At 71.3% G+C, this 15,723-nt stretch carries 15 protein-coding genes; 14 read left to right on the forward strand and 1 reads right to left on the reverse strand.

Annotation, left to right across the window (positions count from 1 at the left end):
• Positions 1-14: 14 nt before the first annotated feature.
• The 14 genes from QJ852_00885 to QJ852_00950 all read left to right on the forward strand — a co-directional run bounded on the left by QJ852_00885 (position 15) and on the right by QJ852_00950 (position 14,847).
• Complete coding sequence (locus QJ852_00885; protein WGX97001.1) at positions 15-641, forward strand: TetR/AcrR family transcriptional regulator; 627 nt, start codon at positions 15-17, stop codon at positions 639-641.
• On the forward strand, positions 638-1,438 hold the full coding sequence (locus tag QJ852_00890) for a TIGR03084 family metal-binding protein (GenBank protein ID WGX97002.1): 801 nt from the start codon (positions 638-640) through the stop codon (positions 1,436-1,438). The genes QJ852_00885 and QJ852_00890 overlap by 4 nt, the downstream gene beginning before the upstream one ends.
• Positions 1,435-3,150, forward strand: coding sequence for a DUF1446 domain-containing protein (locus QJ852_00895; GenBank protein WGX97003.1), 1,716 nt, complete (start codon positions 1,435-1,437; stop codon positions 3,148-3,150). The genes QJ852_00890 and QJ852_00895 overlap by 4 nt, the downstream gene beginning before the upstream one ends.
• 94 nt (positions 3,151-3,244) lie before the next feature.
• Entirely contained in the window at positions 3,245-4,396 is a 1,152-nt protein-coding gene (locus QJ852_00900; protein ID WGX97004.1) for an acyl-CoA dehydrogenase family protein, read from the forward strand.
• Positions 4,396-4,866, forward strand: a complete 471-nt coding sequence (locus QJ852_00905) for an SRPBCC family protein (protein ID WGX97005.1) — start codon at positions 4,396-4,398, stop codon at positions 4,864-4,866. Before QJ852_00900 ends, QJ852_00905 begins: the two co-directional genes overlap by 1 nt.
• Entirely contained in the window at positions 4,863-6,461 is a 1,599-nt protein-coding gene (locus QJ852_00910) for an acyl-CoA carboxylase subunit beta (GenBank protein ID WGX97006.1), read from the forward strand. Before QJ852_00905 ends, QJ852_00910 begins: the two co-directional genes overlap by 4 nt.
• A gap of 11 nt (positions 6,462-6,472) precedes the next feature.
• Positions 6,473-8,449 carry a biotin carboxylase N-terminal domain-containing protein gene (locus tag QJ852_00915; GenBank protein WGX97007.1) on the forward strand — a complete coding sequence of 659 codons (1,977 nt, stop codon included), beginning with the start codon at positions 6,473-6,475 and terminating at the stop codon, positions 8,447-8,449.
• Positions 8,446-9,615, forward strand: a complete 1,170-nt coding sequence (locus tag QJ852_00920) for an acyl-CoA dehydrogenase family protein (GenBank protein ID WGX97008.1) — start codon at positions 8,446-8,448, stop codon at positions 9,613-9,615. The genes QJ852_00915 and QJ852_00920 overlap by 4 nt, the downstream gene beginning before the upstream one ends.
• 70 nt (positions 9,616-9,685) lie before the next feature.
• The gene (locus QJ852_00925; protein ID WGX97009.1) at positions 9,686-10,243 is read left to right on the forward strand and encodes a hypothetical protein; all 558 of its coding nucleotides are present in this window, start codon (positions 9,686-9,688) and stop codon (positions 10,241-10,243) included.
• Positions 10,244-10,406: 163 nt separating this feature from the next.
• A complete protein-coding gene (locus tag QJ852_00930) occupies positions 10,407-11,327 on the forward strand; it encodes an AEC family transporter (GenBank protein WGX97010.1) in 921 nt (306 codons plus the stop codon).
• A gap of 44 nt (positions 11,328-11,371) precedes the next feature.
• Positions 11,372-12,499, forward strand: coding sequence for a YihY/virulence factor BrkB family protein (locus tag QJ852_00935; protein ID WGX97011.1), 1,128 nt, complete (start codon positions 11,372-11,374; stop codon positions 12,497-12,499).
• Between the two features lie 238 nt (positions 12,500-12,737).
• Entirely contained in the window at positions 12,738-13,127 is a 390-nt protein-coding gene (locus QJ852_00940; GenBank protein ID WGX97012.1) for a hypothetical protein, read from the forward strand.
• Positions 13,124-14,227, forward strand: coding sequence for an S-(hydroxymethyl)mycothiol dehydrogenase (locus QJ852_00945; protein WGX97013.1), 1,104 nt, complete (start codon positions 13,124-13,126; stop codon positions 14,225-14,227). The genes QJ852_00940 and QJ852_00945 overlap by 4 nt, the downstream gene beginning before the upstream one ends.
• Positions 14,224-14,847 carry an MBL fold metallo-hydrolase gene (locus QJ852_00950; GenBank protein ID WGX97014.1) on the forward strand — a complete coding sequence of 208 codons (624 nt, stop codon included), beginning with the start codon at positions 14,224-14,226 and terminating at the stop codon, positions 14,845-14,847. Before QJ852_00945 ends, QJ852_00950 begins: the two co-directional genes overlap by 4 nt.
• A 110-nt stretch (positions 14,848-14,957) precedes the next feature.
• Here the strand turns inward: QJ852_00950 and QJ852_00955 are convergent, their stop codons facing one another.
• Positions 14,958-15,719, reverse strand: a complete 762-nt coding sequence (locus QJ852_00955) for a tyrosine-protein phosphatase (protein WGX97015.1) — start codon at positions 15,717-15,719, stop codon at positions 14,958-14,960.
• Between the last annotated feature and the right edge of the window lie 4 nt (positions 15,720-15,723).

Below are 15,723 nucleotides of genomic sequence, written 5' to 3' on the forward strand. Positions count from 1 at the left end.
GCATGCTGACGGGCATGAGCACGCCGGCCGCCACCCGCGTCCCCCAGGAGGAGCGCACCCGGGTGATGCGGCAGCGGCTGATGGACGCGACCGTCGAGCTGCTGGTCGAGAAGGGCTTCGGGGGGACGACGACCACGCTGGTCTCCGAGCGCGCCGGCGTGAGCCGGGGCGCGCAGCTGCACCACTTCCCGACCAAGAACGACCTGGTCGTCGCGGCGGTCGCGCACCTGACCGCGATCCGCGGCTCCGACCTGGAGGCGGCCGTGGCCAGGCTGCCGCGAGGCCGGGGGCGCACCGAGGCCGTGGTGCAGATGCTGGGCGAGCACTTCGCGTCCACGGTGTTCACCGCGGCGCTCGAGCTCTGGGTCGCGGCCCGGACCGACGCCCACCTGCACGAGGCGGTCGCGCCGCTCGAGCAGCACCTCGGCCGCGAGACCCACCGGCTCACCGTCGAGCTGCTCGACATCGACGAGTCGCAGCCGGGTGCGCGCGAGCTGGTGCAGGCCACGCTCGACCTGGTGCGCGGTCTGGGGCTGGCCAACACGCTCGGCGACGACGCCCGCCGTCGCCGCCGGATCCTCACCGAGTGGGCGCGCACGCTCGACGCCGCGCTCCGCAACCCGCAAGGAGACGACGCATGAGTGTCCTCGACGACGTGATCGCCGACCTGAGCGCCGAGGGCGACCAGCTCCGTACGACGGTCGCCGCTCTCGACGCCGACGCCTGGCGGACGACGACGCCCGCCGCGGGCTGGGACGTCGCGACCACGATCGCCCACCTGCTGTGGACCGACGAGGTCGCGGTCCTCGCCGCCGGCGCGCTCCGCGACGACGCGGGCAAGGAGGCCTGGGACGCGGTCGTCCTCACCGCCATCGAGGACCCGACCGGCTTCGTCGACACCGAGGCCCTCCGCATCGGCGCGGCCGGTCCCGACGAGCTCCTCGCCCGGTGGGACGCCGCCCGCCCCGCGCTCATCGCGGCCCTCCGCGAGCACCCCGACGGCCAGAAGCTGCCCTGGTTCGGCCCGCCGATGTCGCCGACCTCGATGGCGACGGCGCGGTTCATGGAGACCTGGGCCCACGCGCTCGACGTCTACGACGCGATCGGCGTCCGGCCCGCGGTGACCGACCGGATCAAGCACGTCGCCCACATCGGTGTCCGCACCCGCGACTTCGCCTACGCCAACAACGGCCTCGACGCCCCGGCCGAGGAGTTCCGGGTCGAGCTCACCGCTCCCAGCGGCGAGGTCTGGACCTGGGGGCCCGAAGACGCCGCGCAGCGCGTCACCGGCGACGCCTACGAGTTCTGCCAGCTCGTCACCCAGCGCATCCACCGCGACGACACCGAGCTGAAGGCGGTCGGCGACGACGCCGAGAAGTGGCTGACCATCGCCCAGGCCTTCGCCGGCCCGGCCGGCGGCGGGCGGGATCCCCGATGACCTCGGCGCTGAGGATCGCGAACTGCAGCGGCTTCTACGGCGACCGCCTCTCCGCGCTGCGCGAGCAGCTCGAGGGAGGAGACGTCGACGTCATCACCGGCGACTACCTCGCCGAGCTGACCATGCTCATCCTCGGCATGGACACGCTGCGCGACGCCGACCTCGGCTACGCGCGGACCTTCCTCAAGCAGCTCGAGGACACGCTCGGCCTCGCGCTCGACAAGGGCGTGAAGATCGTCAGCAATGCCGGCGGGCTCAATCCCGCGGGGCTGGCGCGGAGGATCCAGGGGCTCGGCACCGCTGCCAAGGTCGCGTACGTCGAGGGGGACGACCTCCGCTCGGCCGGCCTGTTCGAGGGCGCGCTCACCGCCAACGCCTACCTGGGCGCCTTCGGCATCGCGTCCGCGCTGAGCAACGGCGCCGACGTCGTCGTCACCGGACGGGTCACCGACGCGAGCGTCGTCGTCGGACCCGCGATCGCCCACCACGGCTGGACGCCCACCGACCACGACGCGCTCGCCGGAGCGGTCGTCGCGGGCCACGTCATCGAGTGCGGGACCCAGGCCACGGGCGGCAACTTCTCCGGCTTCACCGACCTGTTCCGGGCCGGTGCCCCGATGACGACGCCGCTCGGCTTCCCGATCGCCGAGATCGCCGCCGACGGCAGCAGCGTGATCACCAAGCACGCCGGCACCGGCGGCGCGGTCACGGTCGACACCGTCACCGCGCAGCTGCTCTACGAGATCCAGACGACGCGCTACCTCAACCCCGACGTCACCACCCGGCTCGACTCGATCCGGCTGCACCAGCAGGCTCCCGACCGGGTCGAGATCACCGGCGTCACCGGCACCGCGCCCGCCGAGCAGCTCAAGGTCGCGGTCAACACGCTCGGCGGCTACCGCAACCAGGTGGAGTTCGTGCTCACCGGCCTCGACATCGACGCCAAGGCAGACTGGCTGCGCAGCCAGCTCGACCCGCAGCTCACCGCGGCCGACGTCACCTGGACCCAGACCCCCGCACGTACGGGCGATGCGGACACCGAGGAGGGTGCCTCGGTCATCCTGCGCTGCATCGGCAAGGACCCCGAGGCGGGCCCGCTCGGCAAGCCGTTCACCGGCCCGGCGGTCGAGCTCGCGCTGGCCAGCTACCCCGGCTTCACGATGACCACGCCGCCCCAGAAGCCCAGTCCGTTCGGCATCTACCGCCCCGAGTACGTCGACAGGGCTGCGGTGGAGCACACCGTCGTGCACCACGACGGGACCCGCGAGGTGATCGCCGACCCGACCACCTTCGCCGACCCCGCGGAGCTCGACCCCGAGGTCGGCAAGCGGCCCTCGCCGTACCCGGCCCCGGCCGACACGATCACCCGCCGGATGCCGCTGGGCACCTTCGTGCACGCCCGCTCGGGTGACAAGGGGGGCAACGCCAACCTCGGCCTGTGGGTCAAGAACGACGGCTCGCAGCGCTACGAGGCGCGCGTCCAGTGGCTCGCCAAGATCGTCAAGGACCGCAAGATCCGCGAGCTGATCCCCGAGGCACGCGACCTCGACGTCGACGTCTACGTGCTGCCCAACCTGGGTGCGGTGAACGTCGTCATCCACGGCCTGCTCGGCGACGGCGTCGCCGCGTCCACCCGGTTCGACCCCCAGGCCAAAGGCCTCGGCGAGTGGGTCCGCAGCCGGATCGTCCACATCCAGGAGGACCTCGTATGAATCACCCCACGAACTTCTTCTCTCCCGTACGGACGGTGGGACCGTCCTCCTCACCGCAGGAATCAATCCTCCGAACAAGTTCGCGGGGACCCCGATGACCTCGTTCGACCACGGCTGGACTCCCGAGCAGCGCGCGCTCAAGCAGAGCGCCATCGCGTTCACCGAGCGCGAGGTGACGCCCCACCTCGACCAGTGGGAGAGGGACGGCGAGCTGCCGCGCGAGCTGCAGAAGAAGCTCGCCCACGCAGGCCTGCTCGGCGTCGGCGTCAGCGAGGAGGTCGGCGGCGACGGCGGCACGCTCATGGACATCTGTGCCGCCCAAGAGGGCTTCATGGAGGCCGGCTGGTCCGGCGGCGCGATGGCGTCGGCGTTCACGCACGGCATCGCGATCCCGCACATCATCCAGAACGGCAGCCCGGAGCTCATCGACGCCTGGGTCCGCCCGACGCTGTCCGGCGACCTGATCGGCTCGATGGCGGTCACCGAGCCGGGCACCGGCTCCGACGTCGCGAGCATCAGCACCCGCGCCGTCCGCGACGGCGACCACTGGGTGATCAACGGCGCCAAGACGTTCATCACCTCCAGCGTCCGCGGCGACTTCGTCACCACCGCGGTCCGCACGGGTGAGGCCGGCGCACACGGCATCTCGATGATCGTCGTCCCGAAGGGGACGCCCGGCTTCACCGTCTCGCGCAAGCTCGACAAGATGGGCTGGCTCGCCTCCGACACCGGCGAGCTGTCGTACGTCGACGTGCGCGTGCCGGTCGGCAACCTGGTAGGCCAGGAGAACCACGGCTTCTACTACATCGCCGAGAACTTCGTCACCGAGCGGATCTTCCTCGCGCTGATGGGCTACGGCCACGCGCTCCGCTGCCTCAACCTCAGCGTCCAGTACTGCAAGGACCGCGAGACCTTCGGCAAGCCGCTGGTCAAGAACCAGGTGGTGCGCGCCAAGCTCGTCGAGATGCACCGCCAGGTCGCGATCGCCCGCACCTACACGCTCGAGGTCGCCCAGCGCTACGTCGCCGGCGAGAACGTCATCGCCGAGGCCTGCCTGGCCAAGCAGACCGCCGTCGACACGGCGGTGTGGGTCGCCGACCAGGCGGTCCAATTGCACGGAGGGATGGGCTACATGCGCGAGTCCGAGGTCGAGCGGCACTACCGCGACGTCCGGCTGCTGCCGATCGGCGGCGGCGCCACCGAGGTCCTCACCGACCTGGCCGCCAAGCTCCTTGGATACAGCTGATGGGGCTCCTGAAGCCGCTCGGCGGCGAGGTCACGGTGCACATGAAGGCTCCGGTCGAGGACGTCTGGGCGCTGGTCAGCGATGTCACCCGGATCGGTGAGTTCTCGCCCGAGACCTTCGAGGCCGAGTGGACCCACGGCGCGACCGGACCGGTCGCCGGCGCCCGCTTCCGCGGCCACGTCAAGCGCAACGGCGTCGGCCCCGTCTACTGGACGCCGTGCACGGTCACCAAGGCCGAGCCCAACGAGGTGTTCGAGTTCGCTGTCGGCCTGGACAAGAACCCCCTCAACACGTGGGGCTACCGGATGCGGCCGGACGGCGGCGGCACCAGCGTCACGGAGTACTTCCGGCTCACGCCGGCGTGGTTCATGCGCGGCTACTGGCTGGTCCTCGGCCGGCTGCGCGGCAAGACCAACGAGCGCGGCATGCGCACGACCCTGGAGAGGATGAAGGCGGTGGTGGAGGCATGACCACGACGGAGACCGAGACTGCCGAGCAGGCCCGTCGTACGGCGATGGAGGCCAAGCTGGCCGACCTGCACGCCGAGCAGGCCAAGGCGGTCGAAGCCGGCGGCAAGTACATCGCCCGGCACAAGGACCGCGGCAAGCTCACCGCGCGCGAGCGGATCGACCTGCTCGTCGACGAGGGCTCCGCCTTCCTTGAGCTGATGCCGCTGGCCGGTTGGGGCAGCGACTTCGCGGTCGGCGCCTCGCTCGTCACCGGCATCGGCGTGGTCGAGGGCGTCGAGTGCCTCATCGTCGCCAACGATCCGACCGTCAAGGGTGGCGCGCTCAACCCGTGGTCACTCAAGAAGTCCTTCCGGGCGGCCGAGATCGCCGAGAAGAACTTCCTCCCGACGATCAACCTCACCGAGTCCGGCGGCGCGGATCTCCCCACCCAGAAGGAGATCTTCATCCCGGGCGGCCGCGGCTTCCGCGACCTCACGCGGTCCAGTGCGCGCAAGCAGCCCACGATCTCGGTGGTCTTCGGCAACTCCACCGCGGGCGGCGCCTACGTCCCCGGCATGAGCGACTACGTGATCATGGTCAAGGAGCAGGCCAAGGTGTTCCTGGCCGGCCCGCCGCTGGTCAAGATGGCGACCGGTGAGGAGTCCGACGACGAGACCCTCGGCGGCGCCGAGATGCACTCGCGGATCTCCGGCTCCTCCGACTTCCTCGCCGTCGACGAGCACGACGCGATCCGGCTCGCCCGCCGTACGGTCGCCCGGCTCAACTGGCGCAAGCAGGGCGACGTCCCGACCGCGCCGTTCGCCGAGCCCGACCTCGACCCCGAGGACCTGCTCGACCTGATCCCGACCGACCTCAAGGAGCCGTTCGACCCGCGCGAGGCGATCCTGCGCATCGTCGACGGCACCGGCCCCGGCAACGAGGTCGCCTTCGACGAGTTCAAGCCGCTCTACGGCTCGGCGCTGTGCGTCGGCTGGGCGCAGCTGCACGGTCACCCGATCGGCATCTTGGCCAACGCGCGCGGCGTACTGATGAGCGAGGAGGCCCAGAAGGCCGCGCAGTTCATCCAGCTCGCCAACCAGAAGGACACGCCGCTGCTGTTCCTGCACAACACCACCGGCTACATGGTCGGCGCGGAGTACGAGCAGGGCGGCATCATCAAGCACGGCGCGATGATGATCAACGCGGTCTCCAACTCGAAGGTGCCGCACCTGACCGTGATCATGGGCGCGTCCTACGGTGCCGGCAACTACGGCATGAACGGCCGTGCCTACGACCCGCGCTTCCTGTTCACCTGGCCCTCGGCCAAGTCGTCGGTGATGGGCCCGGCCCAGCTCGCCGGCGTGCTCGAGATCGTCGCGCGTGAGTCGGCGGAGAAGAAGGGCCAGCCCTTCGACGCCGAGGGATTCGTCGCCATCAAGGAGATGGTCGAGCAGCAGATCGAGGAGCAGTCGCTGCCCTACGTCCTGTCGGGGATGGTCTACGACGACGGCGTCATCGACCCGCGCGACACCCGGACGGTGCTGGGCATCTGCCTGTCCGTCATCGACAACCAGCCGATCGAGGGCGCCATGAACTTCGGCGTCTTCCGCATGTGAGGGCCGTTCCTTTGACCATCACCAGACTGCTCGTCGCCAACCGCGGCGAGATCGCCCGCCGGGTCTTCCGCACCTGCCGCGACCTCGGCATCGAGACCGTCGCCGTGCACTCGGACGCCGACGCGGGGATGCCGTTCGTCCGCGACGCGGACGCCGCCGTACGGCTGCCGGGGAGCACGCCGGCCGAGACCTACCTGCGCGGCGACCTCGTGATCGAGGCCGCGCGGCGCGCGGGTGCGGACGCGATCCACCCCGGCTACGGCTTCCTGTCGGAGAACGCCGCCTTCGCCCGCCAGGTCGCCGAGGCCGGGCTGACCTGGGTCGGCCCGGCCCCGTCGTCCATCGAGCGGATGGGCTCGAAGATCGAGTCCAAGAAGCTGATGGAGGCGGCCGGCGTCCCGGTGCTCGGCAACTTCACCGCCGAGGCGGCGAGCGACGACGACCTGCCGCTTCTGGTCAAGGCGTCCGCCGGTGGTGGTGGCCGCGGCATGCGGATCGTCCGCGCCCTCGACGCCCTGCCCGGCGAGATCGAGACGGCCCAGTCGGAGGCCGAGTCGGCCTTCGGCGACGGTACCGTCTTCGTCGAGCCGTACGTCGAGAACGGCCGCCACATCGAGGTCCAGGTGCTCGGCACCGCCGACGGCACGCTCGTCTTCGGTGAGCGCGACTGCTCGGTGCAGCGCCGCCACCAGAAGGTGATCGAGGAGGCGCCCGCGCCGGGGCTGCCCTCGTCGACGCGCGAGGCGCTGCACGCGGCGGCGCGGGCCGCGGCCGAGGCGATCGACTACCGCGGTGCCGGCACCGTCGAGTTCCTCTACGACCCGGCCAAGGACCGCTTCTACTTCCTGGAGATGAACACCCGCCTCCAGGTGGAGCACCCGGTCACCGAGGCGATCTACGGCGTCGACCTGGTCGCGTTGCAGATCGCCGTCGCCGAGGGGCACTCGCCTCGCGTCGACGTGGGGGAGCCCGACGGGCACGCGGTCGAGGTCCGGCTCTACGCCGAGGACCCGGCGCACGACTACCAGCCGCAGAGCGGGCGGATCGCCCGGTTCGAGGTGCCCGGCGTGGTCAGCGCGTTCGAGGGCCCTTCGTCGTACGGCGTCCGGCTCGACTCGGGTGTCGGCTCGGGTGACGAGATCGGCACGTTCTACGACGCGATGATCGCCAAGGTGATCGTGCACGCCCCGACCCGCGAGCAGGCCCTGCGCCAGCTCGCCGGCGTCCTGGCCAAGGCCGAGCTGCACGGCCTGGTCACCAACCGGGACCTGCTCGTCAACCTGCTCCGCGACCCGGTCTTCACCGGCGGCGCGATGCACACGACCTGGCTCGACAGCGCCGACCTGGCCGCCCTCGCGACGTCCCCGGGCGGCGCGGGCACCGCGCAGCTCTCGGCGTTCGCGGCCGCCGTCGCGCTGGCCGAGGCGGCCCGTCTCGCCCGGCCGGTGCAGACCCGGATCCCGTCCGGCTGGCGCAATGTCGTCGCCGGTCCGCAGGTCACCACGTTCCTGCACGGCGACGACGAGCTGCCCGTGCACTGGTACGGCGGCCGCTCGTTCCGCTCCGCCGACCTGGAGTGTGTCGTGGTCACGGCGGTCGGGCCCGATGTCGTCGAGATCGAGGTCGACGGGGTGGTCCGCACGTTCCGGGTGTTCACCAGCGGCGACCGGGTCGACGTCGAGTCCTCGCTCGGCCACGTCGCGCTGCGCCGCAAGCCCCGTTTCGTCGACCCGTCCACCCAGGTCGCCGCGGGCTCGATGCTCGCGCCGATGCCCGGCAGCGTGATCGCGGTCCGCGCGGCGGTCGGTGACGTCGTCGCCGAGGGTCAGCCCATCCTCGTGATGGAGGCCATGAAGATGCAGCACACCATCGCGGCGCCCTATGCGGGCACCGTCACCGAGCTGTCGGCGAGCGCCGGTCAGCAGGTCGAGGCGGGCGCCGTGCTCGCCGTCGTGGAGCCCGCCGAGTCCGAAGGAGAGGACGCATGACGCAGACCATGTTCACCGAGCCGGAGGAGCGCGTCGCGCTGCGCGAGGCGGTCAAGAAGCTCGCCAGCAAGTACGGCCGCGAGTACGTCGAGAAGCAGGCCCGCGAGGGCGGCAAGATGACCGACATGTGGCTCGAGATGGGCCGCAACGGCTTCCTCGGCGTCAACATCGCCGAGCAGTACGGCGGCGGGGGCGGCGGCATGGCCGACCTGGCCGCCGTCCTGGAGGAGTCGGCGGCGGCCGGCGCCCCGCTGTTGATGATGGTCGTGTCGCCCGCGATCTGCGGCTCGATCATCAGCCGCTGCGGCACGCCAGCGCAGAAGGAGCGGTGGCTCCCGAAGATCGCCGACGGCACCCACCTGATGGCCTTCGGCATCACCGAGGCCGACGCGGGCTCCAACTCGCACCAGATCACCACGACCGCCACCCGCGACGGCGACCACTGGGTCATCTCCGGCCAGAAGACGTTCATCTCCGGTGTCGACGAGGCCCAGTCGGTGCTCATCGTCTCGCGCACCGAGGACGCCAAGACCGGCAAGCTGAAGCCGGCGCTGTTCGTCGTACCGACGGACGCTCCGGGGTTCACCAAGCAGCCGATCCCGATGTCGTGGCAGGCGCCGGAGAAGCAGTTCACCCTCTTCCTCGACGACGTCCGGGTCCCCGTCGACGCGCTGGTCGGCGACGAGGACGGCGGCCTCTGGCAGCTCTTCGCCGGGCTCAACCCGGAGCGGATCATGGGCGGCGCGTTCTCCTGCGGTATCGCCCGCTACGCGCTGGAGAAGGCGACGACGTACGCCAAGGAGCGCTCGGTCTGGAAGGACCAGCCCATCGGCGCCCACCAGGGCATCGCGCACCCGCTGGCCAAGGTGAAGATCGAGCTCGAGCAGGCCCGCCTGCTCTGGCAGAAGGCCGCCGCCCTCTACGACGCCGGCGACGACTTCACCGCCGGTGAGTACGCCAACATGGCCAAGTACGCCGGGGGCGAGGTCGCCTGCAACGCCACCGACGTCGCCGTCCACACCCACGGCGGCAACGGCCTGACCCAGGAGTACGGCCTCGGCAACATGCTCGTCGCCGCCCGCCTGGGCCGGATCGCCCCGGTCAGCCGGGAGATGATCCTCAACTTCGTCGCCATGCACTCGCTGGGGCTGCCCAAGTCGTACTGAGGTCGGTGGGGTGCGCGGTTCAACTACTGAATTCGTTGTCCGCCGGCGTCGGCGACGACAATTCCGGTAGTTGAACCGCACCCCGCGCATCCACCTGTCGCCGGAGCCGGCGTCTGCCGCCGAGCGGAACGGGTACGCCGGAGGGATGGACGACGAGGTACTCCACGGCTACCTGCAGCACCACTGGGCCGGTTCGACGGCGGGGGTGGCCCTGTTCCGGCGCGTCGCCGGGACCCACGGCATCGCGGAGGTCGCCGTCGCGGTCGGCGAGCTCGCCGAGGAGGTGACCGAGGAGCGCGAGACCCAGCGACGGATCATGCACGACGTGGGCACGCGGCCCAGCGCGCTCGGCACCGTCGCGGCCCGGGTGGGCGCCGAGCTGGGCCGGCTCAAGCCGAACGGCCGGATCCTCACCCGCTCGCCCCTCACCGACCTGGTCGAGATCGAGGCGCTGCGGATCGCGGTGTTCGGCAAGCGCAGCGGGTGGCAGGTCCTGCGCGCGGTGGCGGACGACGACCCGCGACTCGACGCGGCGCTGCTCGACGACCTGGTCGGTCGTTCCGACCGGCAGTTGGAGACCCTGGGCCGGCTCCACCTCACCACGGCGCGCCGTCGGATCGTGTCCTGAGGTCGGCGCGGGCCCGCGGTTCACCTACCGAATTCGTCGTCGGGCAGGGCGGGCGACGACAATTCTGGTAGGTGAACCGCGCACGACCGCGTCCGCCGGGTCCGGGATGCCGCCGCTGCACCCCTGACGCGCCCGCCGCGCCGGCGGGTGATGGGATCGTCCCGTGACCGGGGTGCTGGAGGGGTTCGCGACGATCGCGATCGTGATCGCCCTCGGCGCCCTGCTGGCCGACCGGGGGATCGTCGACGCCCACGGCCAGCGCAGCCTGTCGCTGGCCTCCTTCTACCTCGCCAGCCCGGCGCTGCTGGTGACGGTGCTCGAGGACACCGACCCGTCGCGGGTGCTGTCCGGGCCGCTGGTCGCGACCGCGGCCGGGGTGGTGGTCAGCGCGGGCATCATGCTCGCGGTCGCTCGGGTGCGTCGCCTCGATCCCGGGACCTCGGTGGTGGCCACCCTGTGCGCGGCGTACGTCAACGCGGGCAACCTCGGCATCCCGATCGCGGCCTATGCCCTGGGCGACGCGGCGCTGGTCGTCCCGGCGCTGCTGATGCAGCTGCTGGTGCTCCAGCCGCTGGCGCTGACCGTGCTCGACGTGGTGACCAGCCCGGAGCGGCCGTCGGTGCTGCGGATCCTGTCCCGGCCGGTGACCAACCCGCTCACGATCGCCTCCGTCGCCGGTCTGCTGCTCGCCGCGACCGACACCACGCTGCCGCAGCCGGTGCACGCCCCGCTGGAGCTGGTGGCGGGGATGGCGGTGCCCGCGATGCTCATCGCGTACGGCGTCGCGCTGCGTCTCGGCCCGTTGCCCGGGCGCGGGGTGACGCCGCGAGCGCTCGCCACCGTGACGTCGCTGAAGATGGTGGTGCAGCCGGCGGCGGCGTACGTCGTCGGGCGGTTCGGGGTCGGGCTGGAGGGGACCGAGCTGTTCGCGGTCACCCTGCTCTCGGCGCTGCCGACGGCGCAGAACGTCTTCGTGGTCGCGATGCGCTACGAGCGCGGCGTGCTGCTCGCCCGCGACGCCATCTTCGTCTCCACCATGGCTTCCGCGCCGGTGGCGATCCTGATCTCGGCGCTCCTCGCCTGACCACCCTCCCCAGCGTGGTCGGGTCGATGCCGTAGGTTCTGGCCGTGGGTGTCGTCGGCAACATCGATCGCGGGCAGAGGCGGAGATCCGTCATCGGCTTCCCGCTCGCGGTCATCTACAAGTTCTTCGACGACCAGGGCAACTACCTCGCGGCGATCCTGACCTTCTACGCCTTCCTCTCGATCTTCCCGCTCCTGCTGCTGGCCACCTCGATCCTCGGCTTCTTCCTCGACGGCAACCCACGGCTGCAGGAGCAGGTCCTCGACTCGGCGCTCGGCCAGTTCCCCATCATCGGCGACCAGCTCGGCCGGCCGGACGGCATCACGGGATCCACCGGCGGCATCATCGTCGGCTCGCTGACCGCTCTGTACGGCGCGCTCGGGCTCGGTCTGGCGCTGCAGAACGTGCAGTCCGCTGCCTGGGCGGTGCCGCGCAACAGTCGCCCGCACCCGGTGATGACCCGGGTCAACAGCCTCTTCTTGCTCTTCGTCGCAGGTACCTTCATCTTCACGATCTCGATCGGCTCGGCGGTCCTCACCGAGACCGACCTGGTCGGCTCGCTCTCGCGGCACGGCTGGTTCCACTGGCTGGTGCGGCTGCTGACGGTGGCGATCCTCGGTTCGGCGATGACCGTGCTGCTGCGGGTGGCCGCCGCCCGCGCGATCCGGGACCGCGGGATCCGGGCCGCGCCGGGCGGGTTCACGGTCGCGGTGCTGTGGCAGTTCCTGCAGTACATCGGCACGGCGTACGTCACCAATGTCATCGCCAGCGCCGACCGCAACGGCATGGCCACCTTCGGGGTCGTCCTCGGCCTGATGGGCCTGCTCTACATCGGCGCGATCATGGGTGTCCTCGGCATCGAGGTCAACGTCGTGCTCGCCCGCAAGCTGTGGCCGCGTGCCCTGCTGACGCCGTTCACCGACTCCGTCGACCTCACCGAGGCGGATCGGCGCGCGTACGCCATGTACGCCCAGATGCAGCGGCACAAGGGCTTCGAGACGGTCGCCGTCCGCTTCGACGGCCGCGACGGCGACTCCCACGAGATCGTGCTCGATCCGCGCACCGAAGAGGTCCACAAGCAGCACATCCCCGGTCGTCCGCCGCGACCGGAGGCCGCCGACGAGCCGACCCAGCCGGTCAACCTCCACGACTCCCTGCCGCCCTCGATCTGAGGTCCCGGATCGCCGCGTTGCTCGCGGATCAGGACGGCGTCATCGCGCGGCGCCAGGCGCTGGCCGAGGGATGGACACGCACCCAGGTCGCTCGGATGCTGCGCCGCCGAGAGCGGACTCCGGTCCACCCGGGCGGCTACGTGAACCACACGGGACCGCTGACCCGGCAGCAGCGGGCCTGGGCAGCGGTGCTCCTGACGACGCGCCGATCGCGCTGGTGGTGGGCGAGGGCCGGCGGATGTTCCGCGATGTGGTCCATGGCGGCTGCCGCCCCCGCTGGCGTCAGGTCGTCGAGGTCGACGGGCGGCTCTTCCACGACTCGTCCGCCGCGCGTGACCGGGACCTGGAGCGGGACCTGGACACGGCCCTCGGCGGCACCGACACGGTGCGCCTCGGCTACGGGCAGGTCCTCGCCCGGCCGTGCGCCACGGCGGTCAAGCTGGTCCGGCTGTTCCAGCTCCGCGGTCGGGAAGGAAGGCCGACCTCGTGCCCGGGCTGCTCGGACCCGGACCGCTCTCGATCCGAGCACCGGGCCGGGGACCAATCGGGACCCAACCATGGAACCGACATGATGTCGTCGACGGGGTGCACGACCCCGGCAGTCGAGAGCAGGGAGCAGTGCAGATGACGCAGCAGGTCAAGGCCGTGGTGGCGCGGGTCAAGGGTGCGCCGGTCGAGGTCGTGACGATCAATGTGCCGGACCCGGGACCGGGTGAGGCGGTGGTGAAGGTGCTGTCGTGCGGGGTGTGCCACACCGATCTGCACTACCGCGAGGGTGGGATCAACGACGAGTTCCCGTTCCTGCTGGGCCACGAGGCCTCGGGCATCGTCGAGGCCGTCGGCCCCGATGTCACGGGCGTGGTGCCCGGTGACTTCGTGGTGCTCAACTGGAGGGCGGTGTGCGGCGAGTGCCGCGCCTGCAAGCGCGGTGAGGCGCAGTACTGCTTCAACACCCACAACGCCAAGCAGAAGATGACGTTGGAGGACGGGACCGAGCTGTCCCCCGCGCTGGGCATCGGCGCGTTCGCCGAGAAGACCCTGGTCGCGGCCGGGCAGTGCACCAAGGTCGACCCGAAGGCCCGTCCCGCCGCGGTCGGGCTGCTGGGCTGCGGCGTGATGGCCGGCATCGGCGCCGCGATCAACACCGGGCAGATCACCCGCGGGAAGTCGATCGCGGTCATCGGCTGCGGCGGGGTCGGCGTGGCCGCGATCGCGGGTGCCGCGCTGGCCGGCGCCAGCCCGATCATCGCCGTCGACATCGACGCCAAGAAGCTCGCCACGGCCAAGGAGATGGGCGCGACCCACACGGTCGACTCGAGCCAGGTCGACCCGGTCGAGGAGATCAAGCGGATCTGCGGCGAGACCTACGAGGGCGCCGACGGCGCCGACGTGGTCGTCGAGGCCGTGGGTCGTCCCGAGACGTGGAAGCAGGCGTTCTACGCCCGCGACCTGGCCGGCACCGTGGTCCTGGTCGGCGTCCCGACCCCGGACATGAAGGTCCCCGAGCTGCCGCTGATCGACGTGTTCGGTCGCGGTGGCGCGCTCAAGTCGTCCTGGTACGGCGACTGCCTGCCCAGCCGAGACTTCCCGATGCTGGTCGACCTCTACCAGCAGGGTCGCCTCGACCTGGACGCGTTCGTCACCGAGGAGATCGGGATCGGCGACATCGAGGCCGCGTTCGCCAAGATGCACCACGGCGACGTACTCCGCTCGGTCGTGATCCTGTGACCGCTCGCGTCGACCACGCCGTCACCAGCGGCACGTTCTCCCTGGACGGGGAGACGTTCGACGTCGACAACAACGTGTGGGTGGTCGGCGACGACGTGGAGTGCGTGGTCATCGACGCGCCCCACTCGGTCGAGGACATCCTCGCGGTGGTCGGCGGGCGGAAGGTGAAGGCGATCATCTGCACCCATGCCCACGACGACCACGTCCGGGTGGCGCCGGAGCTGCGGGAGAAGGTCAATGATGGGCAAGGGGCGCCGATCCTGCTGCACCCCGACGACAGGCCGCTGTGGGAGCTCACCCATGCCGACCACCTCTGGGACGTCGACCTGACCGACGACCAGAGCATCGAGGTCGCGGGTACGACGCTGCGGGTGCTCCACACCCCGGGCCACGCCCCGGGCGCGGTGTGCCTCTACGCCCCCGACCTCGGGTGCGTGTTCACCGGCGACACGCTGTTCCACGGCGGCCCCGGCGCGACCGGCCGCTCCTACAGCGACCGGCCCACCCTGGAAGCCTCCATCCGGGCCCGGCTGTTCGACCTGCCCGGCGACACCGTGGTCCACACCGGCCACGGTGAGGACACCACGATCGCCGCGGAGCGGGAGCTGCTCGGCGCCTGATCAGCGCAGCCATGCTGTAACACGCCGTCCACGTGACGACACGCCGTACGACACGCCGTAGTCGCGCTGACGATCGCCGGGTAGTCGGGTGGACGGCGTGTTACAGCGTCCTACGGAGTGCCCCGCAGCATGGCCCGCAGCTCGCCGAGGACGTCGTCGTCGAGGCCCAGCCCGTCGCGCAGGTACGACGTGCGGTCGCCGAAGTGCCGGTCGACGGCCGTCCACGCGGCGTCGAGGTACTCGGTCGCGACGACCAGGGTCGGCTCGTAGGCCGCGACCGCGTCCGGGCCCAGGTGGTCGGCGATCTCCGCCTCCACCCTGGCCCGGCTGGAGGCGCTGCGGGCGTTGGTGAGCAGGTAGTCGCTCTCGATCGTCGGGTCGTCGACGCCGGCGATGTGCAGCAGGAGCGCGGAGACCCACCCGGTGCGGTCCTTCCCGGCCGAGCAGTGGAAGAGCTGGGGCCCGCCGGTGGCGAGCTGGCGCAGGACGCCGCCGAACGCCGTGCGGGAGCGGTCCTCGGTCACGAAGGTGCGGTAGACGTCGTCCATCAGGGCGACGGCGTCCTCGCGCCGCCGCAGCCCGGACATCCGCTCCATCGGGATGCCGATGGCGTCGAAGTGCAGTGCTTCGGCACCGGGCACGGCGGGGTCGGGATGGAGCGCGACCTCGGTGGGCGAGCGGAGGTCGATGACCGCCCGCAGGCCGATCGCGCCCAACCGCCCGTGGTCGTCGTCGGTCAGGCGCAGGTCGTTGGAGCGGTAGAAGACGCCGGTGCGGACCCGGCCGCCGTCCGTGGTGGCGTAGCCCGAGCCCGCGACGTCGCGGAAGTTGTCGGCCGACGCCAGGCGCAGGAGCTCCTCGTCCGTGGTCACGAGG

Origin of the sequence: Nocardioides sp. L-11A, from assembly GCA_029961745.1 — a bacterium.
Taxonomy (GTDB): domain Bacteria; phylum Actinomycetota; class Actinomycetes; order Propionibacteriales; family Nocardioidaceae; genus Nocardioides.